23 protein-coding genes are annotated in these 25,740 nt (G+C 31.4%); 10 read left to right on the plus strand and 13 right to left on the minus strand.

From position 1 onward, the window contains the following. Window positions 1-31 precede the first annotated feature (31 nt). A complete protein-coding gene (locus ACMHJW_RS06830; RefSeq protein ID WP_413532667.1) occupies window positions 32-727 on the plus strand; it encodes an ABC transporter ATP-binding protein in 696 nt (231 codons plus the stop codon). A 32-nt stretch (window positions 728-759) separates the two neighbouring features. Here ACMHJW_RS06830 and ACMHJW_RS06835 read toward each other — a convergent pair whose 3' ends face one another. From ACMHJW_RS06835 to ACMHJW_RS06870, 8 genes are all read right to left on the minus strand, one after another. After that, entirely contained in the window at window positions 760-2,961 is a 2,202-nt protein-coding gene (locus tag ACMHJW_RS06835; RefSeq protein ID WP_413532668.1) for a M1 family metallopeptidase, read from the minus strand. 157 nt (window positions 2,962-3,118) lie between these two features. Continuing rightward, on the minus strand, window positions 3,119-3,730 hold the full coding sequence (locus ACMHJW_RS06840) for a DUF4254 domain-containing protein (RefSeq protein ID WP_413532669.1): 612 nt from the start codon (window positions 3,728-3,730) through the stop codon (window positions 3,119-3,121). An 82-nt stretch (window positions 3,731-3,812) separates the two neighbouring features. After that, window positions 3,813-3,995 (minus strand): twin-arginine translocase TatA/TatE family subunit, encoded by a 183-nt coding sequence (gene tatA / locus ACMHJW_RS06845; protein WP_135835668.1) that lies wholly within the window; start codon window positions 3,993-3,995, stop codon window positions 3,813-3,815. A gap of 37 nt (window positions 3,996-4,032) precedes the next feature. Next, the gene (locus tag ACMHJW_RS06850) at window positions 4,033-5,700 is read right to left on the minus strand and encodes a peptidoglycan DD-metalloendopeptidase family protein (RefSeq protein WP_413532670.1); all 1,668 of its coding nucleotides are present in this window, start codon (window positions 5,698-5,700) and stop codon (window positions 4,033-4,035) included. Then, a complete protein-coding gene (locus ACMHJW_RS06855; RefSeq protein WP_413532671.1) occupies window positions 5,700-6,500 on the minus strand; it encodes a DUF4292 domain-containing protein in 801 nt (266 codons plus the stop codon). The genes ACMHJW_RS06850 and ACMHJW_RS06855 overlap by 1 nt, the downstream gene beginning before the upstream one ends. 5 nt (window positions 6,501-6,505) lie before the next feature. Beyond that, window positions 6,506-7,528 (minus strand): sugar phosphate nucleotidyltransferase, encoded by a 1,023-nt coding sequence (locus ACMHJW_RS06860; RefSeq protein ID WP_413532672.1) that lies wholly within the window; start codon window positions 7,526-7,528, stop codon window positions 6,506-6,508. 67 nt (window positions 7,529-7,595) lie between these two features. Beyond that, window positions 7,596-8,030, minus strand: a complete 435-nt coding sequence (gene dut, locus ACMHJW_RS06865) for a dUTP diphosphatase (RefSeq protein WP_413532673.1) — start codon at window positions 8,028-8,030, stop codon at window positions 7,596-7,598. 2 nt (window positions 8,031-8,032) lie between these two features. Further along, the gene (locus ACMHJW_RS06870; protein ID WP_413532674.1) at window positions 8,033-9,451 is read right to left on the minus strand and encodes a lipopolysaccharide biosynthesis protein; all 1,419 of its coding nucleotides are present in this window, start codon (window positions 9,449-9,451) and stop codon (window positions 8,033-8,035) included. Between the two features lie 95 nt (window positions 9,452-9,546). Here ACMHJW_RS06870 and ACMHJW_RS06875 point away from each other — a divergent pair, with 95 nt between their 5' ends. The 7 genes from ACMHJW_RS06875 (at window position 9,547) to ACMHJW_RS06905 (ending at window position 16,549) form a co-directional block, all read left to right on the plus strand. Continuing rightward, entirely contained in the window at window positions 9,547-10,548 is a 1,002-nt protein-coding gene (locus ACMHJW_RS06875; protein ID WP_413532675.1) for an NAD(P)H-dependent glycerol-3-phosphate dehydrogenase, read from the plus strand. A gap of 1 nt (window position 10,549) precedes the next feature. Then, window positions 10,550-10,972 (plus strand): hypothetical protein, encoded by a 423-nt coding sequence (locus ACMHJW_RS06880; protein WP_413532676.1) that lies wholly within the window; start codon window positions 10,550-10,552, stop codon window positions 10,970-10,972. A gap of 233 nt (window positions 10,973-11,205) precedes the next feature. Further along, on the plus strand, window positions 11,206-12,081 hold the full coding sequence (locus tag ACMHJW_RS06885) for a bifunctional 5,10-methylenetetrahydrofolate dehydrogenase/5,10-methenyltetrahydrofolate cyclohydrolase (protein WP_413532677.1): 876 nt from the start codon (window positions 11,206-11,208) through the stop codon (window positions 12,079-12,081). Window positions 12,082-12,085: 4 nt separating this feature from the next. After that, window positions 12,086-12,733, plus strand: a complete 648-nt coding sequence (locus ACMHJW_RS06890) for a 7-carboxy-7-deazaguanine synthase QueE (RefSeq protein ID WP_413532678.1) — start codon at window positions 12,086-12,088, stop codon at window positions 12,731-12,733. Between the two features lie 92 nt (window positions 12,734-12,825). Next, window positions 12,826-13,350, plus strand: a complete 525-nt coding sequence (locus ACMHJW_RS06895) for a plastocyanin/azurin family copper-binding protein (protein ID WP_413532679.1) — start codon at window positions 12,826-12,828, stop codon at window positions 13,348-13,350. 227 nt (window positions 13,351-13,577) lie between these two features. Next, complete coding sequence (locus ACMHJW_RS06900; protein ID WP_413532680.1) at window positions 13,578-15,311, plus strand: thiamine pyrophosphate-dependent enzyme; 1,734 nt, start codon at window positions 13,578-13,580, stop codon at window positions 15,309-15,311. After that, on the plus strand, window positions 15,311-16,549 hold the full coding sequence (locus ACMHJW_RS06905; RefSeq protein ID WP_413532681.1) for an MFS transporter: 1,239 nt from the start codon (window positions 15,311-15,313) through the stop codon (window positions 16,547-16,549). Before ACMHJW_RS06900 ends, ACMHJW_RS06905 begins: the two co-directional genes overlap by 1 nt. A gap of 88 nt (window positions 16,550-16,637) precedes the next feature. Here ACMHJW_RS06905 and ACMHJW_RS06910 read toward each other — a convergent pair whose 3' ends face one another. Next, window positions 16,638-19,082 (minus strand): alpha/beta hydrolase family protein, encoded by a 2,445-nt coding sequence (locus ACMHJW_RS06910; protein ID WP_413532682.1) that lies wholly within the window; start codon window positions 19,080-19,082, stop codon window positions 16,638-16,640. Between the two features lie 116 nt (window positions 19,083-19,198). Beyond that, window positions 19,199-20,113, minus strand: a complete 915-nt coding sequence (gene rluF / locus ACMHJW_RS06915; RefSeq protein ID WP_413532683.1) for a 23S rRNA pseudouridine(2604) synthase RluF — start codon at window positions 20,111-20,113, stop codon at window positions 19,199-19,201. 112 nt (window positions 20,114-20,225) lie between these two features. Between rluF and ACMHJW_RS06920 the strand changes: the two genes are divergently transcribed. Both ACMHJW_RS06920 and ACMHJW_RS06925 read left to right on the plus strand, forming a co-directional pair. Beyond that, window positions 20,226-20,573 (plus strand): arsenate reductase family protein, encoded by a 348-nt coding sequence (locus ACMHJW_RS06920; protein WP_413532684.1) that lies wholly within the window; start codon window positions 20,226-20,228, stop codon window positions 20,571-20,573. A 9-nt stretch (window positions 20,574-20,582) separates the two neighbouring features. Continuing rightward, on the plus strand, window positions 20,583-22,721 hold the full coding sequence (locus tag ACMHJW_RS06925) for a DPP IV N-terminal domain-containing protein (RefSeq protein WP_413532685.1): 2,139 nt from the start codon (window positions 20,583-20,585) through the stop codon (window positions 22,719-22,721). 106 nt (window positions 22,722-22,827) lie between these two features. Here the strand turns inward: ACMHJW_RS06925 and ACMHJW_RS06930 are convergent, their stop codons facing one another. The 3 genes from ACMHJW_RS06930 to ACMHJW_RS06940 are packed head-to-tail and all read right to left on the minus strand — an operon-like array spanning window position 22,828 to window position 25,649. Then, on the minus strand, window positions 22,828-23,772 hold the full coding sequence (locus ACMHJW_RS06930; protein ID WP_413532686.1) for a pseudouridine synthase: 945 nt from the start codon (window positions 23,770-23,772) through the stop codon (window positions 22,828-22,830). Window positions 23,773-23,782: 10 nt separating this feature from the next. Continuing rightward, on the minus strand, window positions 23,783-24,706 hold the full coding sequence (locus tag ACMHJW_RS06935) for a geranylgeranylglycerol-phosphate geranylgeranyltransferase (protein ID WP_413532687.1): 924 nt from the start codon (window positions 24,704-24,706) through the stop codon (window positions 23,783-23,785). A 25-nt stretch (window positions 24,707-24,731) separates the two neighbouring features. After that, entirely contained in the window at window positions 24,732-25,649 is a 918-nt protein-coding gene (locus ACMHJW_RS06940) for a mevalonate kinase (protein WP_413532688.1), read from the minus strand. Between the last annotated feature and the right edge of the window lie 91 nt (window positions 25,650-25,740).

The raw sequence follows: 25,740 nt of genomic DNA on the forward strand, positions 1-25,740 counted from the left end.
TTTGCTAATTTTATCGAAAATTTTTCATCAAATGGGAATAATCATTACAGATTTAGTAAAAAAATACGGTGATCAAGTGGCTTTGGACAGAGTTTCTTTTTCAATAAATAATGGTGAAGTTGTAGGTTTACTTGGGCCAAATGGAGCAGGAAAATCGACTTTGATGAAAAGCATTACTAATGCAATTAATGCAGATTCTGGAGAAATTTCTGTGAATGGTTTCAATGTAGCTTCTCAACCAATTGAATCGAAAAAATTGATTGGTTTTTTGCAAGAAAACAATCCATTGTATATGGATATGTATGTGAAAGAATATTTAGAATTTGTAACAAATATTAGAAATGTATCGAAATCTAAAATTGAGGAAGTAATTGAAAAAGTTGGTTTATCGCCAGAAAAACATAAGAAAATTCATCAATTATCAAAAGGATATAAACAGCGTGTTGGATTGGCACAAGCAATTATTTCTAGTCCAGAAATTTTGATTTTAGATGAGCCAACAAATGGTTTAGATCCGAATCAAATTATTGAAATTAGAGAAGTTATTCGCGAAATAGGAAAAGAGAAAACGGTGATTCTTTCTACGCATATTATGCAAGAAGTAGAAGCGCTTTGTTCGCGTGTAATTCTTTTGAATAAAGGGAAAATAATAGCAGATCAATCAATCGAAGAATTTAAAGGACAATATAAAAATTTGGAAGAAGCTTTTCATATTTTAACACAATAAAAAATCCGCTCAATGAGCGGATTTTTTATAATTTATTTCTTCGTAAATTCAAATTTTTGGTTTGATTCTTCGATTGTAAATGTCTTCTTATCTTTAGAAAAAATTAGTTCGATTCCTGCTTCTTCATTTATAAATTTTCCTTCACCAAGGAAATCCAAATCAAAATTTAAATTATTAAAAAATAAATTTAACTTATCTTTTTCTACTTTTAAAACAAAATCAGAATTGATTTGTTTATTAGTGAATGTACCTTCAAATTCTTTTGGGTCAATCTTTTCAATTTGCTTTTCGTCAGCCATATTGAACGTATTATTTTTAATATCTATATCGGGTAAAGTTCCATTTGGATCAAGCTTTATTGTTGAGACTTCTTTTGTAGATGGAATTTTAAATGTCCATTCTGTATTACGTTTCCAAACTTCAATTGGTAATTTAACTTCTTGAGAAGTTCCATCTTTAAAATTTACTTGAACAGTTGTTGACATTGGTAATTGACCAAAATTTTCAACTTTTAAAATCAATCCTTTTTTATAATCACCGTCGACATATTTTGCGCTGTTAATTCCTTGGTCAATCGTCCATTTATTTAGGAACCAGCCCCTCCAAAACCACGATAATTCTTCTCCCGAAACATTTTCCATCGTACGGAAAAAATCTTCTGGTGTTGGATGTTTATAAGCCCAATACTTTATATATTGACGTAATGCTTTATCAAACTTTTCTTCGCCAAGAATTGTTTCTCGTAATATTTTCAATCCTGCTCCTGGTTTATAATATAGTAATGTTCCAATATTTCTTTCACGCATATTGTCTGGTTGTGTCGTCACTGGTTCTAAATTTTCACTAAAGAAAAAATTACCCATCTTTTGCAACGATTGTTTTTTGTAATATTCTCCGTTGTTGAAATTTTTTGTTGAAATGCTATTGATAAATGTATTGAATCCTTCGTCCATCCAACCATGAACACGTTCATTAGAACCAACAATCATTGGAAACCAAATATGTCCAAATTCATGATCTGTTACGCCCCAAAGACTTTCTCCTTTTGTATTCATATGGCAGAAAACAATACCAGGATATTCCATTCCGCCTTCATTACCAGCTACATTTGTGGCGGCAGGATAAGGATACTCTAACCATTGTTTTGAGTAATGCTCAATAGAAGCTTTTGTATATTCTGTAGACCTAGCCCATGCATCTTTTCCATCGCTTTCAACTGGATAAGCGGAAATTGCAAGAGATTTTTTACCACTAGTAAGGTTAATTTTAGCAGCGTCTATTATAAATGCTGAAGAAGATGCCCAAGCAAAATCACGTGCGTTTTGAATTTTAAGCTTCCATGTTTTTGTTCCTTTTGCAACTTTTGTCGCTTTGTTTACCTCATCAGCAGAACGAATAATAACCGTTTTTTCACTCGTTTTTGCCTTGTTCCAACGGTTCACTTCTTCTTTCGAGTAGACTTCATTTTCGTTCAATAATTCACCTGAACCGACAACATAATGTGTTGATGGAACTGTAATATTTGCAGTGATATCACCATACTCTAAATAAAATTCTCCAGGGCCTAAATATGGTAAAGTATTCCATCCCATAATGTCATCATATACTGCCATGCGAGGAAACCATTGAGCTATTGTATAAATTTTTCCATTTTTTGTGGGTTCTATTCCCATTCTATCTGCTCCATAATTTGGAGAAATAAAGGAATATTCAATTTTTATTTTTGTTTTTCCTCCACGAGCTTTTAAATGATTAATCAAATCTATCTGCATACGAGTATCTGAAACTGTATACTTAGCATCTTTTCCATCAATTTGTACAGATTTAATTTTATAACCTCCTTCAAAATCTGATGTAGAGTCACCATAACGACTTCCTGATATTGGTAATAAAAAACTTCCACGAGATTCTTTATTGAATAAGTTTTGATCCAATTGTAACCATAAAAAATCTAAGTCATCAAAACTATTGTTAGTATATGTAATTTCAGAAGTGCCTGATATCTCGTTTTTCTCTTCGTTAAGACTTACATTTAGATTATAATCAGCGCGATTTTGCCAATAATTATGACCAGGTTTTCCACTCGCAGAACGAGTTTCTGTTGCATTATTTTGATAAAAAAAAGGTTTGAAAGCTTCTTGATAATCATATTTAGGTTTTTCATGTTGTCCAAAAACCGAAAATGAAAATAAACCTAACCCTAAAATTAAAGGTTTGAAATAATTTTTCTTCATATGTTAAATTTTACAGTAGTTATAAAAATACATTATTTTTTAACTCTACTAATAAGTTTCCTATTATAAAATATTTCAACTCGAAATTCTAAATTTCCTTCATAAAAAAACTCATCTGAAAAGATGAGTTTTTGATATTGAATGATTATTGAGTAATCTATTTTTTATTTGCATAAAGAACAGGATTTAAATCCTCGTCATTATACATTTTCATTTGTTTGTAGACTTTCATATATTTTTTACCAGCTTCAAAATCTGCTAACAATTCTTCAATCGCAATTGATAAATCTTGATGTTGTTGATTCAAAATATCCAACTTCACTCGACAAGCTGCTTTATGTTCTGGTGTTGCATCTTGACGCTCTACCTCTTGTTTCATGTGATAAACTTTTAGCGATAAAATAGAGAAACGATCTACAGCCCAAGCAGGAGATTCTGTATTATATGTTGCATCTTCTTTTACTTCAACATTCGCATATTGTTGTAAAAACCAACTATCCACATATTCTACCATATCAGTACGTTCTTGGTTTGATTTATCAATCCAACGTTTTAAACTTAATGCTTCAACTGGATCAATTTGTGGATCGCGGATAATATCCTCTAAATGCCATTGAACTGTATCAATCCAATTTTTTTTGTATAATAAGTGAGCGATTAAATCTTCTTCGCTATATGGATTTTCTATTTGACGATTTACATCATCATATTTATGATAATCATTGATACTTTGATTAAAAATAGACCAAGCTTTATCTGTGAATTTCATGTTTTGTTTTTGTTTATAAAATAAAAGCATTGTAATTGTATATGCAACTACAATGCTTTATTATTTAATTAAAAAATTTATTTTAATTTTCTTTCTTCTCAGAAGTAGTATCTGTTGCTTCTGATTTATTATCGTCTTTAGTTGCTTTTTTAAATTCGTTTAATCCCGAACCTAATCCTCTCATTAATTCAGGAATTTTCTTTCCTCCGAATAATAATAACACAACAAGTACGATTACGATCCATTCTTTACCTCCTAATCCCATACTGAATTGATTTTAATGCAAATATATAATTTATTTATTACATTCCTGCTACCCAAGAAGCAGGATTTTGTTTTGATGTTCCACTCCAAATTTGGAAATTCATTACTGTTTCACCATCTCCAGTTGTATAAATTATTCCTAAAGATTGACCACGTTTTACAACATCATCTTTTGAAACACTTACACTTGATAAATTTGTATAAACGGAATAATATGAACCATGTCTTACTAATACCGATTTACCATTTCCAGATACGCTCATAACAGCTTGTACAGTTCCTTCGTATACAGCACGTGCATGTGCACCACGATATGTCGAAATATCAACACCACTATTTTGTGTTGTAATGTTAGATAAAACTGGATGCGAATTAGAACCAAATCTACTCACAACTGTTCCTTTGTCCACTGGCCAAGGTAAACGACCTTTGTTTGATGAAAACTCACCAGAAATTCCTTCAGAATCTGGGCGCTCAGCAAAAGTTTGCGAAGGTTTCACAGCATCTACTTTCACTACACGTTCTTTTTCTGGAACTTTTGTTACAACTTTTTGTTCGGCTTCTATTTTTGCTTTACGCTCTGCTTCTGCTTTTGCGGCAGCGATTTTACGCGCATCTTCTTCTTTTTGTGCTTTTAGACGAGCTTCCTCTTCTGCTTTACGTTGAGCAATAATACGTTGACGTTCTGCCTCTGCTTCACGTTCTAATTGTTCAAATTTAGCAATCTCGGTTTTTGCTGTAGAAACGAAACTTCCTGCTGGATGATGATTAAGATAAGATTGATACGCTTGTTTTGTATGCGCAGAACGTGCGATATTCCATGCTTTGGCATCATTCTCAATTCTTAAAATTGCTGTACGAGCAGATTTTGCATAATCACCTTTTGGATTATCACGCAAATATTCATTATAAGATGCAATAGAGTTACCTCGTTTTGCTTCGTTCCAGTCTTTTAAATCTTTTTCTGCACGAATCTTCGCTTGACGAATTTCTTCTTCAATAATTGCTTTAATTTGTGCATCAATTTGGCGTTGTTGCGCTTCTTTCGCATTGATTTCAGCAGCAATAACTCCTTCATTTTTACGAAATTCTTCGACCGCTTTTTCTTTTGTTAAACGTTCTTTTTCAAGATTTTGACTAAACAAAGTTTGTTGAGAAAGTACTTTTGCTTTTTCGTCTTTTGCTTTTTCTTTTTGTGCTTTTTTCGTCTGAATATCAGTTTGTTTCCCAATAATTTCATTTGCTTGTCCTAATTGGAAAGCTGAATATTTTTCTAAATATTTTATACGACGATATGCTTCTCCCAAACTTTTAGAAGAAAGCACAAATAGTAATTTATTTTCAACAGATTTGTTCTTGTATGCACGAACGAGAACCTGTTTGTAGTCTTTTTTCAGTTCAACCAACTCGCGAGAAAGTTTATTAATCTCTAATTGAGTTAAATAAATTTCATCCTCGATAAAACGTTTTTCTTTCGATAAGTTGTTTACTAATTTTGTTTGTACTTGAATTTTTTTTGATAAATTCTGTACATAATCAACATTTAACTTCGAATTTTGTTTATTAACCTCGAGTTGTTTATTTAAGTTTATAATCTCTTTTTTAAGTTGAGCATTTTGTTTTTGTAAGTTCGCTTTATTGTATGGAACCTGTGCAAATACTGATAATGACAACGTTAAAAGTACAGTTGATAAAACAAACTTCATTATTTTATTTCTTTTTTCTTATACCCATCTGGAATTGAGAACGGTGTGTTCATTTCCTGAAACGTAAAACTATTATATTCCAAATCTATTTGACGCGTTTTTTTCTCTTTTATAATAATTTTAACATTTTTTGGAAATTCCTCTGCTCCAGCTTTTACCCAATTGTTGTAAACCAAGTCAACTTCCATTTTTCGTTTTGGATCTTTTAAATGAGCTTCTTTCAATCGAAAACCATTATCGAAAATGTATGTTTGTATATATTCGCCTTCTTTAGGTGAAGCTGCAATTGCTTGATTTTTATTGTATGTAATTGTGTATTGATTGTTGGCAAAACTTGCTGTATAATCAGTCGGATTTAGATCAACGAAAACTTTTCCTAATATCAAATTTTGTAATTTTTGATAATCGATAAAATCTACTTTTAATAATTTATTTGCAATGGAAAAGTCGCCTTCGTAATATGTTCCGCCTAATTTTTCGAAAGCTGCAAAACCATCTGGAGTGATTAAAGCTCGCGCTCCTGTAAAACCAAATTTTGTTGCATTAACCCATATCTTTTGTCCATTTTTCACAGCAATTGTTGCATTCGCATCACCAGAAATCTCTTCTAAATTTGCACTGACTTTTGCTTTAATCGTCAAATCTTTAAAAGATGATTTTTTAGATAATGTTTGCTGAATAATTTTTGAAGAAGCCGAAACAACTTCTGTATTATCTTTATCTACTTTTGCTACTTTTTGAGTATTACAAGCTGTTGTAATAATTCCTAAACAAAAGATATACGTTAATTTCTTGATCATATTTTTTATGCTTCGTGAGATTTAAAATCCAATTCTGAATAATCACCTAAACTGATACTTCTCGAAACACCAAAATATTTGGCATTGTTTCCTATCATTGTATCTGTAAGGTTTGCATTACAAATTCTTGAATTTTCTTGAATCAAACTGTTATCGATATTAGAGTTTTCAACAACCGTTCCATTTCCTAATGAAACAAAAGGTCCTATTTTCGAATTTTTAATCACAACATTTTCACCAATAAAACATGGTTCAATGATTAATGAATTATCGATTTTTGAAGAAGATGGAATTGTTTTGAAATCTTCTTTATCTAAATTCAAAACGCGTGTATTGGTATCAACAGTAACGGCTTTATTACCACAATCCATCCATTCGTCAACTTTTCCAAGTGTGAATTTATCTCCTGCAGCACGCATATTTTCTAATGCATCTGTTAATTGATATTCACCTCCTTTTTGAATATCATTTTCTAATAAATATTCAATTTCTTTATATAGCTTTTGTCCATCTCGGAAAAAGTAAATTCCGATAATGGCTAAATCTGAAACAAAATCTTTTGGTTTTTCAACGAAATCTGTAATCACGTTTTGATCATCTAATTTCACCACTCCAAAAGCTGAAGGATTTTCGACTTGTTTTACCCAAACAACGCCATCTGATTCCATATCTAATTTGAAATCTGCACGAAACAATGTATCTGCATATGCAACAACTGTTGGTCCATCCAAAGCTTCTTTTGCCATCCAAATAGAATGTGCAGTTCCAAGTGGTTCTAATTGGTGAGAAATTGTTCCTTTTGCTCCTAATTTCTCTGCAATTGCAATTAAATCAGCTTCAACTTCTGCTCCGAAATCACCAATTACAAAAGCTATTTCATCTATTTTTTCTGAACAAACTTTTGCAATATCTTCTACCAAACGATGTACAATTGGTTTTCCTGCAATTGGAATTAAAGGTTTTGGTGTTGTTAAGGTATGAGGGCGTAAACGTGAACCACGTCCAGCCATTGGGATAATAATTTTCATTTTATAAAAAAATCTTGGTTAGATTATGATTGATTAGATTTCTAATTTTAAAAAATTAAGAAATATTTTATTGTTTTCCTGTGCTTCCGAAACCTCCAGCTCCGCGCTCGGTTTCATTTAAATCTTTAGCTTCTTCCCACTCTACAGTTTCATGCTTTGCAACGACTAATTGAGCAATACGTTCACCATCATTAATCGTAACAGATTCATTTGAAACATTTGCTAGAATAACTCCGATTTCTCCACGATAATCTGCATCAATTGTTCCAGGAGAATTTAAACAAGTTAAACCATGTTTTAATGCCATTCCACTACGAGGACGAACTTGTGCTTCATAACCTGCAGGCAATTCGATACTTAAACCTGTTGGAATTAATCTTCTTTCTAAAGGTTTTAATTCGATTGGTTGATCAATGTTTGCTGTTAAATCCATCCCAGCTGATAAAGCTGTTTTATATTCTGGTAAAGGATGTTTCGAAATGTTGATAACTTTTACTTTCATCTTTATTTTCTTAGTTTTTTGAGCGTATTTTTTTCTGCAAATGCAATAAACGCAATGTAAATGATTAGAATTAGATTACCAATAATCAAATTAGAACCAAGAACAAAGTAATTTGTCCAAGCCAAAGCGATTGCAATTCCCATGTAAAGTAAAATTTTATTGACCTTATATGGGATCGGATAAACTTTCTGTCCCCAAATGTACGAAATCACCATCATTACACCATAAGCCAATAAAGTTGTCCATGCAGAAACCATAAAGCCATATTTTGGTAATAAAAACACATTCAAAATAACCGTAATTGCGCCTCCTATTAACGAAATTACTGTTCCTATGCTTGTTCTATCAGTTACTTTGTACCATGTTGAAAGATTATAATAAATTCCGAAAAACAAATTCGCAATTAAAATAATTGGTACAATATCCAAAGCATTCCAATAAGTAGAATTTGGAACAAATATTTTCTTAATCCATTCGATATTGGCTAAAATTGCAAGAATAACAATGTTACAAATGATACTAAAAAAGAATAAAATATTAGCATAAGTTTGTTTTGCATCACCTTTTTTAGCAACTTTAAAGAAAAATGGTTCAATTCCCATGCGATACGCTGTTACGAAAAGCGTCATTAAGGTTGCCAATTTATAACAAGCTCCATAAGAACCAGCTGCTGCAGGATCTATTAATTGACGTTGAACTAATTTATCAAAATTTTCATTCAAAATATAACCTAAACCAGCAATCATAATAGGATAACCGTACAAGAACATTTGCTTGAAAAGTGGTCGGTCAAATTTGAATTGAATATGACGTAAAACACCTATTAATAATATAAACCCTAAAATACTTGCCAATAAATTTGCAATAAATGGATATGAAATTGTATTATCGAAACCTAGATCTAGCATAAAATCTTTAGAAACATAATACAACAAGTAAATTGTTAAAACAGCTTGAAAAACATTTTGAATAACTTTAATTCCAGAATATAAAATCGGGCGTTCTTTAAATCTTAGAACTGCAAATGGAATTACACAAATTGCATCAAAAAAAGCAATCCAAGCAAACCACATCAAATATTCAGGATTGTTGCTGTAATTTGCAAAATCTGCCAATGGCTGTAAAAAAAGAAAAACCAAAACAAGCATTGTGGTTGAACTCATTACCATAAACCAAAAAGCTGTATTCAACACTTTTTGATACATTCCTTCTTCGGTTGCATAACGGAAAAAGGCTGTTTCGAAACCGAATGTTAAAATAATATTCAGAAAAGAAACCGCAGAATATAATTGAGAAAACATTGCAAAATCTGAATTATCAACTTGCTTGATAATAAAAAAATTCAATGCTAAAATAATCACTCTCGGCAAAATAGAGCCAATACCATAGATAATGGTCTCACTAAAAAGCTTTTTATACAAAGTCGTTAAAATTTTTACAAAATTGAGTTTCTTTTCCTAAAATTCAAAATACCTAAGCTACAAATTAGTTAACTTTGTTATTCAATACATATATTATGATAGAGTTATCTAATCGTAAAGTTGGATTAATAGGGAACGGAAGCTGGGCAACTGCGATTGCAAAAATGCTGAATAAAAATCTTGAAACTTTCAACTGGTGGGTAAAAGATGAATACGTAAAAGGATATTTGGAACGCAATAAACACAATCCAAATTATTTAACTGATGTTGAATTTAAATCAGAAAAACTTAATATTTCAACTGATATAAATGAAGTTGTATCCAATTCTGATATTATTTTCTTGGTGGTGCCTTCTATTTACGTTGCCGACTGTTTGAGCAAATTAACTGTTCCATTAACAGATAAATTTATTGTTACATCAATCAAAGGAATTATTCCAGATCATTATCAATTAGTCGGACAATATTTATTCGATAAATTTAATGTAAAAGAAGAACAATTAGGAATTGTAAGTGGACCTTGTCACGCAGAAGAAGTTGCCTTGGAACGTCTTTCTTATTTAACAATTGCTGCACAAGACCAAAACATTGCTCAAATTGTTGCAGATTGTTTAGCATGTAATTTTATCAAAACAAAACTTTCAAACGATATTTACGGAACTGAATTTGGTGCAGTTTTAAAAAACATTTACGCTATTGCAGCAGGAATTGCTCACGGTTTGGGTTATGGAGATAATTTTCAAGCTGTTTTAATGAGTAATGCTATTCGAGAAATGAATCATGTTTTAAAAACCGTAAATCCGATGAAACGTAGAATTAATGATTCTGCTTATTTAGGCGATTTGCTTGTTACAGGATATTCATTTTTCTCACGAAATCGTATGTTCGGGAATATGATTGGAAAAGGCTATACTGTAAAATCGGCTATTTTAGAAATGAATATGGTTGCAGAAGGTTATTATGCAACAAAAGGAGTTTCTATTATAAATGAAGAATTTCAGCTAAAAGCTCCAATTATCGATGCTGTTCATAAGATTTTATATGAAGGAAAAAGTGCATCAAAAACAATCGAAAAATTATCAAAGAAATTAGATTAAGATGATTAGAAAAGATTTTATCACAAAATACATAGAAGAATTGGCTAAAATTCTAAGTAAACTTTTAAATCTTGAATTTATTGATAATAAAGATGATACTGAATTTCTTTATTATTTTGGAGAAATGCTAAAATCGTATTACAAAATAGATGATAATAATTTATCAACTTTATTGGAAGCCGATCAAGAACGCGATCAGTTTTTGTTAGCAGATGAATTGAAAAAGAAAAATATTTTGACATTCATGAAAGCAATTCGTATTTATCTAAATCGAGAAGATATTGAAAAAGCGAAAGCTTCTTACGAAGTCTTGAAACGTATAGAAAATATCAATTCTGGAATTTTTCAATTTCCTACAGAAGAAGATAATTTGATTGCGAAAGAACGAAAAATTGTAGAAGAAAAAATGGCTAATTTGTTATAAAAAACTACATTTAAAATATTCAGAAAGCTAACCAATAAGTTGATTATTGTGTTAGCTTTTTTTATACTTTTGATTAAAATTCTTAAAACATTTCCCGAAGCTGGTCATGAAAATTATTTGAATCGATTTGGACAAGAATAGAAACAAACAATTTCATCATTTTTAAATCATGAATCTTAATTGATGATTTATTTTCCAATTTGTCCTTATCTTTGCACAAACACAACAAAACAATGCAAATTTTAGACGGTATTAAACTGGCAAAAGAGATCAAACAAGAGATCAAGGAGCTGGTACAGAATTACAAGGACCAAGGAGTTCGTGTACCACATTTGGGTGCAATTTTAGTAGGAAGTAATGGTGCTTCACAAACCTATGTTGACAATAAAATTAAAGATTGTCATTTTGTAGGTTTTGAATCATCAGAATTACGCTTACCTGATACTATTTCTCAAGAAGATTTAATTGCTGAAATCGAAAAATGGAACAATGATGATACATTGGATGGATTTATCGTTCAGTTACCTTTACCAAAACACATCGATCAAGAAGCTGTAATCAATGCAATTGATCCTAAAAAAGATGTAGATGGTTTTCATCCGATGAATTTCGGGAAAATGGCTTTAGAAATGGAAACATTTTTACCAGCAACACCTTACGGAATTATGGAAATGTTGGAACGTTATAACATCGATACAGTTGGTAAAAATACGGTTATAATTGGTCGTTCTCGTATCGTTGGTCGCCCAATGAGTATTTTGATGAGTAAAAATGGAAATCCTGGAAATAGCACAGTTACTTTAACACACTCAAAAACTCAAAATTTAGAACAATTTACAAAAGAAGCTGATATTGTGATCACTGCTTTAGGTGTTCCTGGCTTCTTGAAAGCTGATATGGTAAAAGATGGAGCGGTTATTATTGACGTAGGAATTACACGCGTTGACGACGAAAACAGCCCTCGAGGATTTAGATTAGCTGGTGATGTAGATTTTGATAACGTAAAAGAAAAAGCATCGTGGATAACACCTGTTCCTGGAGGAGTAGGACCAATGACACGTGCGATGTTATTAAAAAACACATTGTTGGCTTACAACAACAAAAAATAAAATTATGATACAGATTGCATCAACAACTACAGAAGAACAACAATTGATACAAGAAGGGAAATTATTACCTGTAATGGAACATTTCTACACAATTCAAGGTGAAGGAATGTATACAGGTGTGGCTTCTTATTTCATTCGATTAGGAGGTTGTGATGTTGGTTGTCATTGGTGCGATGTAAAAGATAGTTGGGATGCTGAAAAGCATCCCTTAACTAATGTTGATGAATTAGTTGATTTAGCAACTTCTCAAGCTAAAACTATTATTATAACAGGAGGAGAACCTTTGATGTGGGATTTAACTTATTTGACAAAGAAATTACACGAAAAAGGAGCTCGAATTCATATCGAAACTTCAGGAGCTTATCCTTTAAGTGGAGAAATAGATTGGGTTTGCCTTTCTCCAAAAAAATTAATGCTTCCATTAGATGAAGTTTGCGAAGCTGCAAACGAATTGAAATGTATTGTATTTAACAATCACGATTTTCAGTTTGCTGAAGAACAAGCTGCTCGAGTTGGAAAGGATTGTACTCTTTTCTTACAAACTGAATGGAGCAAACGAGAAAAAAATCTTCCATTAATTGTGGAATATGTAAAAGAAAATCCGAAATGGCGTTATTCTTTACAAACTCACAAATACTTAGATATTCCTTAGTTATTTATCTGTTTAAAATCACTTCTATTTATAATGAGTAAACTTTTTTAAGTAACTGAATTTCATTATTTTTATATCAAACTAAAATTAGAATGATAAAAAAAATAACTTTGATGAGTTTTGCAGCAATCTTGATGATGAGCTGTGGCGGTTCTAAAAAAGAGGAATCTACTCAAACAGAAATTGATTATAGCACTGCAACACAAGAAGATTCTGAAACTTCTACAGTAACACCTGCAACAAACAATCATATTGTATTGAAAGCAAGTGATGATATGCGTTATGATAAAACTGAATTTACAGTAAAAGCTGGAGAAGAAGTTACTTTAATTTTAATGAATACTGGTGAAATGTCGAAAGAAGCAATGGGACACAATTTCATTTTATTAAAACCAGGTTCTGATGCAGCTGATTTTGCAAACAAAGCTGCTTCTGCAAAAGCAACAGATTATATTCCGACAGAATTACAATCAGAAATTATTGCACACACAAAATTGTTAGGTGGTAAAGAAAATGATCAAATCAAATTTACATTAGAAGAAGGGACTTATGATTTCTTATGTTCTTTCCCTGGACATTTTGCGACAATGAATGGTAAAATAAAAGCTGTAAAATAAATAATTATTTTTTATGTCAAATCTGTTTTTGGCATAGATATTGTTAAATACAAAGAGTATAAGATTTAGTAGAGTAAATTTTGTCCTCATGTGTTAATTTTAAGCCTGTTTTCAACAGGCTTTTTTTTGATTTATTAACTTCTATTAACCAAATATTTAACACTTGTTTAGATTGTCTTGCCCTTGTAATTTCATAACTTGTTTCAACAATCAAAAAATACCTTATTATGGGAAAAAATGTAGCACATCAAATAGTAGAATTATTAGAAAAAGCAAGTATTAAACGTGTATATGCTGTAACTGGAGATAGTTTAAATTTTTTCAATATAGCTGTTAAGCAATCAGATGACATCGATTGGGTTCATGTTCGTCATGAAGAAGTTGGTGCATATGCTGCAACTGCAGAATCAGAATTAGAAGGAATAGGATGCTGCGCAGGTAGTTCTGGTCCTGGCCATGTTCATTTAATAAACGGAGTATATGAAGCACACAAATCTAGAACTCCATTAGTTGTAATAGCTTCTACTATTCCAACAATAGAATTTGGTACTGATTATTTTCAAGAAACAAATACCATAAAACTTTTTGAGGATTGTAGTTGCTTCAATCAAATTATTACTCGACCAGAACAAGTTGCCAGAATGGTGCAAACTGCAATACAACATGCAATTTCTAAGAAAGATGTTGCTGTTATTGGTCTTCCAGGAGATATAGCAGAAATGAAGGCTGTTGAAAGTCATTATACTTCAGATTTCTATTTCAATGAACCGATTATTACACCAAATAAAGCTGAGTTAAAAGAAGCTGCATCAATTATCAATGAAGCAGATAATATTACTTTATTTTGTGGAATTGGAGCATCAAATGCGAACCAAGAAGTTGTAAAACTTTCTCGTCATCTGAATGCGCCTGTTGGATATTCTTTCAAAGGAAAAATGAGCATACAACCAAATAATCCAAATGAAGTTGGAATGACAGGCTTACTTGGTCAACCTTCTGCTTATCATGCAATGCATAAAGCAGATTTAATTATTTTAATTGGAACTGATTTTCCTTATAAAGATTTTATTCCAACAGATAAAAAAATTATTCAAATTGATACAGATGGTGCTAAACTTGGGCGAAGAGCCAAAATTGATTTGGGATTAGTTGGAAATGCAAAAGAAACAATTAATGAATTATTAGAACTATTAGAGCCTAAGAAAAATCGAGATTTTCTTGACAGCCAATTAGAAATGTATCAGAAAGTTCTTGAGAGCAAAATGACATTTGTTCATGAAAAAGGCAAAGAAAATTCTATTCAACCAGAATATGTCGCTTATTTGTTAGATGAACTTGCAACTAGAGATGCTGTTTTTACTGTTGATACTGGAATGTGTTGTGTTTGGGGAGCTCGATACATAACAGGAACAGGAGAGCGTAAAATGTTAGGCTCTTTCAATCATGGTTCTATGGCAAATGCAATGCCTCAAGCTATTGGTGCACAAATGGCATATCCAGACAGACAAGTTATTGCTATGTGTGGTGATGGTGGAATTTCGATGTTGTTGGGAGATTTAGCAACAATCAAACAATATAACTTACCAATTAAACTGATTGTTTTTAATAATAGAACCTTAGGAATGGTAAAATTAGAAATGGAAGTTTCTGGTTTACCAGATAATGAAACAGATATGGAAAATCCTGATTTTACATTAATTGGTAAAGCAATGGGAATAGAAAGTGAATCAGTTAAAAATCCGGATGATTTACCAGATGCAATTGGAAGAGCTTTTGCACATAATGGACCATATTTATTAAATGTTTTTACGAATCCTAATGCTTTAGCTATGCCTCCAAAAGTAGATTTTGAACAAATGATTGGAATGACAAAATCTATGGCAAAATTAATGTTAGGAGGTAAAATGGATGAGGTAATGGATACAATTAAATCTAACTACAAACATTTAAAAGATTTATAATGAGCCAATCATCATCCGTCTCAGAATCAAGTAAAAAATTTTTCATTATTGCATGGATATTAGGTTTAATCTTTTATTTTATTGATTACGCAACCCGTTCTGCACCTTCTTTAATGATTACAGACTTAGCTCTGAATTATAACATTACAACAGAAAATTTAGTCTCACTTATTGGAACATATTACTATTCATATTCAATTTTCGCGTTAATAGCAGGAATATGTTTGGATAAATTTGGAGCTAAATACTCAATGTTTGCAGGATGTTTTATTCTAGGAATAGGATGCATTTTATTCATTATTTCTTCTCAATTTGTAGGAACAACAGGAAGGTTACTACAAGGAGCAGGAAGTGCATTTGCTTTTCCGGGCTGTGTATATTTAGCAACAAAGGGATTTTCATCAAAATCTTTAGCAACAGCCATTGGTTTTTCTCAATGTATAGGAATGCTTGGTGGAGCAGCAGGGCAATTTGTAGTTGCACCTTTATTAGAAAATGGTTTTGGATATAAAACATTCTGGATAATGGCTGGTGTTTTATGTATAATCCCAGCAGTAGCAATGTTATTGATTACTCCAAAATCATCAAAAGAAGAGATACAGAAAAGTAAGCAAACTTCTTTTATTCAGCCGTTTAAAATTGTTTTTCTCAATCCAAATTCTTGGTTAACCGGAATTGTTTCAGGATTATTATTTATACCGACAACCATTTTTGCGATGACTTGGGCAGTTCCTTTTTTCAAATTAGACTTAGGTTTTAATACTCATACTGCAGCAATGACAGCCGCAATGGCATCACTAGGTTGGGTCGTTGGATGCCCATTAATGGGATATATAACTGATAAAATTGGCAGAAGAAAACCTGTTATTTTATTTGGATGTATAGGAATGATGCTGATGTTTCTACAACTTATTTACGCTCCAGAATTAATTCCTCCAAAAGGAACATTTTTCATTTTTGGTATTTTTTCTGGTGTAGCTATGATTCCTTATTCAGTTATAAAAGAAGCAAATCCTGATTATGTAAAAGGTTCAGCAACTGGCGTTCAAAACTTTTTGACGTTTGGTGTAACATCTCTTGTAAATCCTATTTTTGCTAAATTCAATGGAAATGAGATTGCAAATGCTACAGATAAAATTGGGCATTATCATCAAGCAATTTGGTTTTGGATAATTGGAATATTTATCGCTTTTATTCTAACCTTTTTTTTAAAAGAAACTGGTCATAAAACGCAATAAAAATTTAAATCTTATTTTAATAAGTTAATCATTTAACTAAATATAATATAAAAAGCGATTCAATTTTGAATCGCTTTTTTGTTGGAAATTATTTTTTATCAGAATCTTTTCCTTTGTTTTTAACATATTTTTCTAACCATTGATCTTGTTCCCATAGCATATGAAGAATATTTTCTTTGGCTGCATATCCATGAGATTCTTTTGGTAATAAAACTAAACGAGTTGTAGCTCCCAAACCTTTCAAAGCATTAAAATAACGTTCAGATTGCATTGGGAAAGTTCCTGTATTATTATCTGCTTCACCATGAATTAACAATAATGGTGTTTTCATTTTATCTGCATTCTGGAAAGGTGACATCGTGTTGTAAACATCTGGAGCTTCCCAATAATTACGTTGCTCAGATTGAAAACCAAATGGTGTTAATGTACGATTATAAGCACCAGAACGAGCAATTCCAGCTGCAAATAAATTAGAATGCGTTAATAAGTTTGCTGTCATAAAGGCACCATAAGAATGTCCACCAACAGCAACTCTATCACGATCAATAAATCCTAATTTGTCAACAGCATCAATAGCAGCTTTTGCATTGGCAACCAATTGAGGAATGAAGGTATCATTTGGTTCTTCTTTTCCTTCTCCAATAATAGGGAAAGCTGCATTATCTAAAACGGCATATCCTCTTAAAGCCCAAAAAATAGGACCTCCATAAGAAGGAGAAGTAAATTTATTTTCGGAAGTTGTAACTTGTCCTGCAGTAGATGCATCTTTAAATTCGCGAGGATAAGCCCACATTAACATTGGTAACTTTTCCTTTTTCGTTTTATCGTAATTTGGTGGTAAATATAATGTTCCTGATAATTCTACACCATCAGCACGTTTGTAAGTAATTAATTCATTCGAAACTTTGTTCATTGCTTCGAAAGGATTCTTTGTAAACGTTACTTGTTTTGGTTTTCCATTTTTCTGAAAAATATTACGAACATATAGATTAGGATAATCTGTTTTTGATTGAATTTGTTCTAAAATAATTCCTTTTTTAGGATCAATAACACGTGCAATCGTTTCTAGTTTATCCGATTTTTTAGCTCTCCATAAACGAGAAGTCTTTTGTGTTTTGATATCAAAATCATCGACAAAAGGTAAAATTCCTTCTGGTGAAATTCCTTCTCCAACTAACATTAATTTTCCTTTGTTAATTGCTAAAACATTGTAACCATAATCATTCATTTCAGTTACAAAATTTCCAGGATTATTGTAGGCATCTTGTGAATTTCTACTGAAAAAACGTATTGGATCTTGAGTAGGATTTGAAGGATTAAACAAATAATTACTTTCATTACGCGTATTGTACCAAGCGTCTCTAACAATCGCTACATCATCATTTCCCCAAGTAACTCCTCTATAGCGATCTTTTACTTTTACTAATAATTCTTTATTTGTTGTAAAAGGAGCTGTAAGTTGATAAAGAGCATCACGATATTCTGCAGGTTTATTTGCATCACCACCATCTAAAGCTTCAACCCAATATAATGTATTTGGTTTATCTGCTCGCCAATACAAACCTCTTTTTCCCATAATTGTAGATGAGAACCCTTTTGGAACAACTTCTTGTAACTCTTTGTGATCAACTTCTTTAACTAATTTTCCATTGATATCATAAACAACATATGTTGATGGAAAGCTAGAATAAGTAACTAAATATGAAAAAGGTTTTTTGATTTCGTTAACCAAAACATATTGTCCGTCTGGAGAAACCGAAACATCTGTATACATTGCTGCATCTTTCCATTTTGATTTTGCTCCTGTTTCAATATTTATTTTTACTAATTCAGAGATTGCTAATTGCTCAAAGTTGAACTCATCATTTTTATTTTGTAATAAATCTTGATATGTTCTGTTTTGTGCTTCTTTTCCGTCAGCTACAGAAACTGTAGGTCCAGTTGCAATTGCTTCTTTGGTATCTATCAATGCTTTTTTAGAAGCAGGAATTACATTAACAATTAATTCAGTATCCGAAATCCAGTTGAAAGGACGACCTAAGTTTGCATTTAATTTATCTTCATAAACTTTTGTAGCGGCTTGTGTTTTTACATCAACAATCCACAATTCTACACCTTTATCTGTTGTATTTGTAACAGCAAATTTTGATTGAGAAGAGTTCCAAGATTGATTAGAAAAACGACCTTTTGTTGGTAATCCAGCTATCGTTTTTTCTTTTGAATTTTTTAGATCAAAAAAAGTTATTTTTTCACTGAATGTTTCACGCGAATTAATATTTGTAACGGGATTAATACGTAATCCAGCTAAACGCAATTCGGTTTCCGATAACTCATTGATTGTTTTGTAACGACTTCTATAAGATAAAAATGCATTTTCTGCTTTACGATCTACACTAATTGACGGAGGCATATCTGCATCAGCCAATTGTAAAATTGCTTGTGGAGGCAATTGATAAGTTACATTTTCTTGTGCTTTTACAGATGTGCTAAAAGTCATCGCTAAAAAAAGCAACGAGTAAACAATTTTCTTCATGTGTTTTTAAGATTTTACTTCATAAAGATATTGAAAATTGTTAAAACTAGGGGATAGAAGTTAGTATTCGGTAAAAAAATGGATAAAAAAAGACGAATATTATCGTCTTTTAAATTTTATCTTTTTTTACCAAATTTTCCTCCTTTTGCTTTGTTCGGGTTACTTTTACCGACACGAGCTTGCGAAGTTTTAGGTTTTGGTTTTGATTTTTTGATTGACTTTCCTTTAGAATCTTTAAAATCAGGTGAAATTTCTTTTGTTTTTTTTGCCGATGATTTTTTTGATTTTGAAGAGGGTTTCTTCACTTCGTTCTTTTCAGAATCTTTCGTTAGGCGATTAATTTCTGCTAATTCTTCTACTGTTAAATCGCGATGTTGACCAATTCCAACATTCAACGTTAAATTCATAATTCGAACGCGCTCTAATTTTTTTACCGTATATCCAAAATATTCACACATACGACGGATTTGTCTATTTAAACCTTGAATCAACGTGATTTTGAAAACATTGGAACTAATTTTTTCAACTTTACATTTTTTCGTAACTTGATTTAAAATTGGAACGCCTTTGGACATTCGTTCACAAAATTCATCTGTAATTGGCTTATCTACCGTTACAATATATTCTTTTTCGTGATTATTTCCTGCTCGTAAAATTTTATTCACAATATCTCCGTCACTTGTTAATAAAATTAATCCTTGCGAATCTTTATCTAAACGACCAATCGGAAAAATTCGTTCACCAAATGAAAGAAAATCCACAATATTATCAGGATCCGTAGAATCTGTTGTACAAGTAATTCCTACAGGTTTATTCAGCATAATATATACAGCGTTTTCTTTTTCACGCGGTTCTATTTCTATACCTTTTACAGTTACCACATCATTTGGTCCTACAAATTGTCCAATTTTAGCAATTCGTCCATTGATTTGTACCAATCTGTTTTCGATGTATTGATCTGCTTCGCGACGAGAACAAAAACCGCTATCGCTAATATATTTGTTTAAACGCAAAAAATTAGTTTCTTCCATACTTGCAAAGATAGTTTTTTATCGATTTTGAAATATATACTGACAAAATTCTTTCACGAGATTAAAAAAGAAGAATCTTATTTATATTTACACAACTAAAGATTGTTGAGAAATGAAAAAAGTATTTTTTTTGAAAACGTGTGATACATGTAAACGCATTATGAAAGAGTTTGATTTTTCTGGTTTTGATTTGCATGAAATAAAATCGACTGCAATTACAGCAGAAGAATTAGAAGAAATGAAAAATTTAGCTGGAAGTTACGAAGCTTTATTTTCGAGACGAGCTCAGAATTATAAAAAACTAGGTTTAAAAGATCAGGAACTTTCTGAAAACGATATCAAAAATTATATTTTATCTGATTATACATTCTTAAAACGTCCTGTTGTTATAGATGGAGATAAAATTTTTATCGGCAGCGAAAAAAAGAACTTAGAAGCCCTTGGGCAACATTTGAAATAGAAATCACACATGAAAAAATCAATTTTATTAAGTACACTTTTGATGAGTACGAGTTTACTTGCTCAGAAAAAGAACATTACAATGGAAGATGCTGTACTTGGATTGTCGACAAACTTACGAATCGAGAATTTAAATCAAGTACAATGGATTCCGAATCAAAATGCTTTTACGCAAAATGTAAAAACGTCTTACGGAGAAGCTTTAATCAAGAAAGAAGTTCCTTCTCTTAAAACTGATACAATTTTTAGAAGTTCTCAATTTGAGAATAAAAGGATTCCTTCTTTGAATTGGATTAATGATAAGCAAGCTTATTATTCAACGAAAACAGGATATAAAACAATTACAACTTCGGGACAACAAAATGATTGGTTGAAATTGCCTGATAATGCCGAAAATATAGAATTTGATGCTATAAATAATCAAGTTGGATATGTAATTGACAATAATTTATTTTTTGTTGATAAAATAGGAAAAACACATCAAATTACTAAAGACGGAAAATATGAAATTGTAAATGGAAAATCGGTTCATCAAAATGAATTTGGAATTCATAAAGGAATTTTTATTTCGCCAAAAGGAAATTTAGTTGCATTTTATCGAATGGATCAAACTGCTGTAACAGATTATCCAATTATCGACTGGTCTGTGCAACCGGCAGTAAACAAGAATATAAAATATCCATTTGCTGGAACAAAAAATCACACCGTTACATTAGGCGTTTATAATCCATCAACTCAAAAAACTATTTTCTTAGAAACTCATCCAGAAGTTGATCATTATCTTACTTCGGTTACTTGGTCGCCAGATGAAAAACATATTTATATTGCATTGCTTTCTCGTAATCAAAAGCACATGGAATTGAATCAGTATGATGCTGTTTCAGGGAAATTGATTAAAACATTATTCAAAGAAGATAATGCAAAATATGTTGAACCTCAAAATGAATTACATTTTATTCCAGGAAAAAATAATGAGTTTGTTTGGTGGTCACAGCGCGATGGTTTCATGCATTTGTATCGTTTTAATACATACGGAAAATTATTGAACCAAATCACAAAAGGAGATTGGATTGTAACGGATCTTGTTGGAGAAAATGCAAAAAAGAAAGAATTCTTAATCATGACAACAAAAGATTCTCCAAAAGAACGTCATTTATATGCAGTGAATTGGGAAAATGGAAAATTGCGTAAAATAACAACAGATCCTGGAACGCATAATATTTCAGCTTCTTCAAATGGAGAATATGCAATTGATAATTGGAGCAATGATAATACACCACGAAAAATAGATGTGTTAGATGCAAATAGAAAGTTCAAACAAAATCTTTTAACAGCTCAGAATCCTTTAGCAGATTATAACACAGCAAAAGTTGAAAATGTAACGCTAAAAGCAGATGATGGAACAGATTTGTATGGAAAATTAATTTATCCAACAAACTTCGATCAATCAAAAAAATATCCAGTTATCGTTTATTTATATAATGGTCCTCATGTGCAATTAATCACAAATCGTTTTCCTTCAACAGGAAATCTTTGGTACGATCATTTAGCAGAAAAAGGTTATGTTGTATTTACAATGGATGGACGTGGATCTGCAAATAGAGGATTGAAATTTGAACAAGCAATTCATGGAAATGTAGCAACTACAGAAATGAACGACCAAATGAAAGGAGTTGATTTCTTGAAAACCTTACCATTTGTAGATGCAGAGCGTATGGGAATTCATGGTTGGTCTTATGGTGGATTTATGACAACTTCGTTTATGTTACGCAAACCAGATGTTTTCAAAGTTGGTGTTGCTGGTGGACCAGTTTTAGATTGGACACAATACGAAATTATGTACACAGAACGTTACATGGAATCGCCACAAGATAATCCTGAAGGTTTCAAAAACACAAATTTAATTAATCGTGTAAAAGATTTGAAAGGAAAATTATTAATGATTCATGGTGCGCAAGATAATGTAGTTGTTTGGCAACATTCAATTGATTTTATTCGCGAAGCTGTGAAAAATGGTGTTCAAATGGATTACTTTGTTTATCCTGGACACGAACATAATGTTCGTGGAAAAGATCGAGTTCATTTGATGCAAAAAATAACAGATTATTTCGATTTGTATTTAAAGCCAGAAAATACAACTGAAAAATAAATTCCAAAAAAAATGAGTTCGAAATTTTCGAACTCATTTTTTTTTATAATTATTAATTTGTATCCAATTTTGGAACAAAATATTTCAAAATTTATGAATTGAAATATTATAACATTTTCAAGAAGTTAACTTCCAATTCTGTTAATCTTCTGAAATCACCTCTTTGTAAAGTTTTCTTTGTAAGTCCGGCAAATGAAACGCGATCCAATGCTTCAACTTCGTATCCTTTTGTTTCAAAAATACGACGTACAACACGATTCCAACCAATGTGCAATTCTACACCAACCTCATTTTTCGGCCTACCTTCGATAAAAGAAATTTCGTCAACAACTGCAATTCCTTCAGGAATTAAACGAACACCTTTTTTGATATCCGCCAAATCGTTTGCGGTTAACTTTTTGTCTAATGTTACATGATATACTTTTTTGATATCATGACTTGGATGCGTTAATTTCTTTGTTAAATAACCATCATTTGTAAACAATAAAACACCTGTAGTTTGTCTATCTAATCGTCCTACAGGGAAAATACGCGCTGTAGTTGCAGTAGACATTAAATCCATAACTGTTTTTCGTCCTTTTTCATCATTTGAAGTTGAAATAAAACCTTTTGGTTTATTCAACACAAAATATACATTTTTCTCTGAAGAGATTTTACGACCATCGAAACGTACTTCATCATCAGGTTGTACTTTATAACCCATTTCAGTAATCACTTGACCATTCACTGTAACGATTCCAGTTTTGATCAACTCATCGGCCTCTCTTCTGGATGCAATCCCTGCATTCGCTACATATTTATTTAAACGAATAGTCCCGTCATCAACTGGTGCTTTTTTCAGTCTTTTAACAAATGGTTTTTCACCTGGTTTGTTAAACGGTTTCTTTGGTCCAAAACTTTTCTTTCCGTCTTCCGAAGGTTTTCCTCCAAAAGTTGGTTTTCCTTTCCCTGAAGATGGTCTTGAAGAAGAATTTCCTCTAGCTCCACCTTTTCCACGATTGTTCCCGCCTTGGGAATTTCTGTCGTTGGATTGATTTCGTCTGTTATTCATCTGAATTTGATTAATTTATGCGCTGATTAAAATTTTGCGCAATAGTTTGCAAAGTTAAGGGATTTATTTCGATTAATACGATACTAAATACACCTGCAACAATCATTCCTTTAAAAAAATAATGTAAAATCTTGTATGCTTGTGTCGATTTTATTCTCCAAATCAAGAAAAGAATCACTGTGAAAGCGATATTCGCAGCAATAAAAAAATATTTCATTGCGCCAACATCATTTTTCATAATAATGATAATTCCTATGATTAGTTCCGTAATAATTAAACATGAAATTAAAACTTTTGTAAAATCTATTCCGTATTTAATCGGAATTGAATCATAATTGTAAATTAAATCTGCTTTTTGTGAACTAAGATCTTTTACAATATCAGTTATCAGTAATAAAATAGTTAAGAAAGTAGCATGCAAAGCTAAATTGAAAGTGAAATGGTCGAAATAAACTAATAAGGCAAAAAATGGCATTACACGAATAATAACCAAATAAAAGTTTTTAATTAATGCAAATCGATTGATTTTGTGGCTATAAAACCAAACCAAAAATTGATAAACTAAAAAGAAAACGAAAACTTTCCACGAAATTAAAGCTGCAATAATCAAGGCAAAGATGTTCAATACAATATAAACGGTTAATTTAAAACCTTGAGAAACTTGTTTTTGTAGATAAACTTGCAAAGGACGTTTCAGCTCGTCTTTCTCTAAATCGTAAAAATTATTGATAATATATCCTGCGGCAACACAAAGGATCGAGCAAAGAATAAGTCCATCCAAACGTGGATTGGTTAATAATTTACGATGCCCAACTTCTGGTGCAAAAATAAAAAGCACAGCGAGATATTGTGCTAAAATAAGCACAATTAAATTATAGCCACGAACAACAGAAAATAATGCAAAAACCTTTAAGATTATTTTCTGAATGTTCATTGATTATATTTTTATAAATTATTTTTTAGAATTTGTAAATAACTTCAGTTTGAAAGTCTTTTAGGTAGCTTTTCGCTTTGTCATAATCTTGCGTAAAACCAAGAACATAACCTCCGCCACCAGAACCGCAAAGTTTTAAATAATACGTATCTGTATCAATTCCAGTCTTCCAAGCATTTACCAATTTTTGAGGAATCATTGGTCTGAAATGTTCATATCCCCAAGCTGATAATTTCTGAAGATTTGAAAAAAGTGGATTATATTCACCTTTCACAAAGTTTTCAATACAAGCGTTGTTGTATTTGATAAATTCCTCTTTCAATGTTTTGCGGAAACCTTCTTTTTTCATTTTCTCGAAGAAAATATGAATCATTGGTGCTGTTTCTCCTGGTGTTCCTGAATTAATTAAGAAAACTGCTCCTTTTCCGTCAACATTTACAGAAGGCAAGCCAATTGTCGAAATATCATCTTTTGATTGAATTAACAAAGGAATATTCATGTAGCAAATCAAAGGATCAATTCCTGAGCTTTTTCCATGAAAGTGAGATTCTAAGTTCCCAAAAAGGGCTTTTAATTCACTGATTTTTTCTTTGTTTAAATTTTGATTGATGTCAATTTTATCCAAAGCATATTTGTCATAAATAGCAGCAACCAAAGCGCCAGAACTACCTACGCCGTATCCTTGAGGAATATTAGAATCGAAGTACATTCCGTTTGCAACATCTTCCGAAAAAGATTTTGTGTCAAAAGTATCGGAAAAATTTTCTTCCAAAAATTTTGCATAATTTTTCAGGTGAGCGTTTGATTCTTCTGCAATATCAGAAGGTTCAAATTTTAATGCGCCTTGATAAAAATTATAAGGAATCGTTAATCCTTTCGAGTTCTCAATAATTCCATATTCGCCAAAAAGTAAGATTTTGGCATAAAATAATGGGTTCTTCATTCAATGCTAAAATTGGTACTGCAAATCTACAAAATTTAAGCCATTATTTTTAAAGTTTGAACAAGAGTTTGTTTTAAAAAATTGTAAATCA

It is taken from the genome of Empedobacter brevis, assembly GCF_965118635.1.
Classification (GTDB): Bacteria; Bacteroidota; Bacteroidia; order Flavobacteriales; family Weeksellaceae; genus Empedobacter; species Empedobacter brevis_A.

Excerpts from the sequence above, each read along its gene's own strand:
- ACMHJW_RS06925 (WP_413532685.1), top strand. The coding sequence starts at position 20,583 with ATGAAAAAATCAATTTTATTAAGTACACTTTTGATGAGTACGAGTTTA.
- dut (WP_413532673.1), bottom strand. The coding sequence starts at position 8,030 with ATGAAAGTAAAAGTTATCAACATTTCGAAACATCCTTTACCAGAATAT.
- ACMHJW_RS06880 (WP_413532676.1), top strand. The coding sequence starts at position 10,550 with ATGATTAGAAAAGATTTTATCACAAAATACATAGAAGAATTGGCTAAA.
- ACMHJW_RS06930 (WP_413532686.1), bottom strand. The coding sequence starts at position 23,772 with ATGAATAACAGACGAAATCAATCCAACGACAGAAATTCCCAAGGCGGG.
- ACMHJW_RS06875 (WP_413532675.1), top strand. The coding sequence starts at position 9,547 with ATGATAGAGTTATCTAATCGTAAAGTTGGATTAATAGGGAACGGAAGC.
- tatA (WP_135835668.1), bottom strand. The coding sequence starts at position 3,995 with ATGGGATTAGGAGGTAAAGAATGGATCGTAATCGTACTTGTTGTGTTA.
- ACMHJW_RS06860 (WP_413532672.1), bottom strand. The coding sequence starts at position 7,528 with ATGAAAATTATTATCCCAATGGCTGGACGTGGTTCACGTTTACGCCCT.
- ACMHJW_RS06885 (WP_413532677.1), top strand. The coding sequence starts at position 11,206 with ATGCAAATTTTAGACGGTATTAAACTGGCAAAAGAGATCAAACAAGAG.
- ACMHJW_RS06840 (WP_413532669.1), bottom strand. The coding sequence starts at position 3,730 with ATGAAATTCACAGATAAAGCTTGGTCTATTTTTAATCAAAGTATCAAT.
- ACMHJW_RS06935 (WP_413532687.1), bottom strand. The coding sequence starts at position 24,706 with ATGAACATTCAGAAAATAATCTTAAAGGTTTTTGCATTATTTTCTGTT.
- ACMHJW_RS06855 (WP_413532671.1), bottom strand. The coding sequence starts at position 6,500 with ATGATCAAGAAATTAACGTATATCTTTTGTTTAGGAATTATTACAACA.
- ACMHJW_RS06940 (WP_413532688.1), bottom strand. The coding sequence starts at position 25,649 with ATGAAGAACCCATTATTTTATGCCAAAATCTTACTTTTTGGCGAATAT.
- ACMHJW_RS06835 (WP_413532668.1), bottom strand. The coding sequence starts at position 2,961 with ATGAAGAAAAATTATTTCAAACCTTTAATTTTAGGGTTAGGTTTATTT.
- ACMHJW_RS06895 (WP_413532679.1), top strand. The coding sequence starts at position 12,826 with ATGATAAAAAAAATAACTTTGATGAGTTTTGCAGCAATCTTGATGATG.
- ACMHJW_RS06910 (WP_413532682.1), bottom strand. The coding sequence starts at position 19,082 with ATGAAGAAAATTGTTTACTCGTTGCTTTTTTTAGCGATGACTTTTAGC.
- ACMHJW_RS06830 (WP_413532667.1), top strand. The coding sequence starts at position 32 with ATGGGAATAATCATTACAGATTTAGTAAAAAAATACGGTGATCAAGTG.
- rluF (WP_413532683.1), bottom strand. The coding sequence starts at position 20,113 with ATGGAAGAAACTAATTTTTTGCGTTTAAACAAATATATTAGCGATAGC.
- ACMHJW_RS06905 (WP_413532681.1), top strand. The coding sequence starts at position 15,311 with ATGAGCCAATCATCATCCGTCTCAGAATCAAGTAAAAAATTTTTCATT.
- ACMHJW_RS06900 (WP_413532680.1), top strand. The coding sequence starts at position 13,578 with ATGGGAAAAAATGTAGCACATCAAATAGTAGAATTATTAGAAAAAGCA.
- ACMHJW_RS06890 (WP_413532678.1), top strand. The coding sequence starts at position 12,086 with ATGATACAGATTGCATCAACAACTACAGAAGAACAACAATTGATACAA.
- ACMHJW_RS06850 (WP_413532670.1), bottom strand. The coding sequence starts at position 5,700 with ATGAAGTTTGTTTTATCAACTGTACTTTTAACGTTGTCATTATCAGTA.
- ACMHJW_RS06920 (WP_413532684.1), top strand. The coding sequence starts at position 20,226 with ATGAAAAAAGTATTTTTTTTGAAAACGTGTGATACATGTAAACGCATT.